Origin of the sequence: Thauera sp. 2A1, assembly GCF_009469595.2 — a bacterium.
Lineage (GTDB): Bacteria > Pseudomonadota > Gammaproteobacteria > Burkholderiales > Rhodocyclaceae > Thauera.
The window spans coordinates 1-1,142 of the sequence record NZ_SSXV01000128.1 but is presented as its reverse complement, the minus strand read 5'-3'; the positions used below and the strand labels follow the sequence as shown (position 1 = coordinate 1,142).

The following is a 1,142-nucleotide window of genomic DNA, read 5'->3' as shown; positions in this document are numbered from 1 at the left end:
TTCGTTCATCTTTAACTTGATTATAAACTTCTAGAAATTCAGGACCCAAATGTTTTGGGTAGAATTTATACTCTATTATCATACTGGGATACAGAGATGCAACATCAATATCTATTAACATTTCATCTTCCTTAGGAATAATTATCTCAGGTTTGTTTTCAGAGTGAATACCACCAACTCCTACAGAATATTTTAATCCTCTAAATACAAATTTGTTTTCGTATCCTTTTCTACCTGGTGATACTATCTGCTTTTTCATATCAGATAGTACATTACGAAGTATAGGATCTTTATATTCTATATAAGGCAATATTACTTTGTTTAGGTCTATAACATCTGCTGGGCTTCTCAAGTCTTTAATATCCCACCATGTTAAACCAGTCTTTTCAAGATATTTCTGCGTTAGAATTTTCATTCCAATGTTTACTCCATCTTTACTTAATACTCTTACTTTATATTCATCTTCGATAGCTATTCTTAATTCTATATCTTCAGAACACCGATTTAATAATTTTTCAGTAGAATTAACATCATTCACATTATATTCAATCATCTCTTCTATTCTAGCTTCTTCTAGAAACTTATTAAAGTCTCCATTAAATTCTAGAACATTAGGATATTGCATAGTTACTTGCATTTCCTTCAATCCAACACGCAATTTCTGTGAATATAACATAGTAAGTATATCAAATGAATCATACCATACTTGATATTTCCATTTTTTCCATGCTTCTATGTTGTCATCTGCTTGAGATGTAGTTATAGTTCTACTTAAGTTAAAAATACTATCACATATCCTTAGATATGGTTTATTTTTAAGTATATCATAATAATCTATTATATAGTTAATAATAGGATTATCATAATGTAAATTATTATATCCTGCAAAGATTTTATTTGAATCAATTTGAGTTTCAGTAGTATAGAGATCTCCAAATTTTAATGGTGCATTAATATTTGGTACACGAAAGAAATCAACTAATTCTGATAATTGATTTTTTCTGCTTGATATCTCAAACTTATGAAACTTCCCTGATTCAGTATTCTTTGCTGTGCAATGAAATACATTTGGGAAAACTTCAATATCATAGACATATACTGTTTTTCCTCTTATCTTCATAGCGTATAAATTTAGTGGAGTG

At 28.5% G+C, this 1,142-nt stretch carries 1 protein-coding gene; it reads right to left on the bottom strand.

The genetic code is table 11. The features are described from left to right. Positions 1 to 1,142, bottom strand: a 1,142-nt coding sequence (locus GH664_RS22870; protein WP_194270488.1) for a hypothetical protein, incomplete at both ends; no start/stop codon positions are given.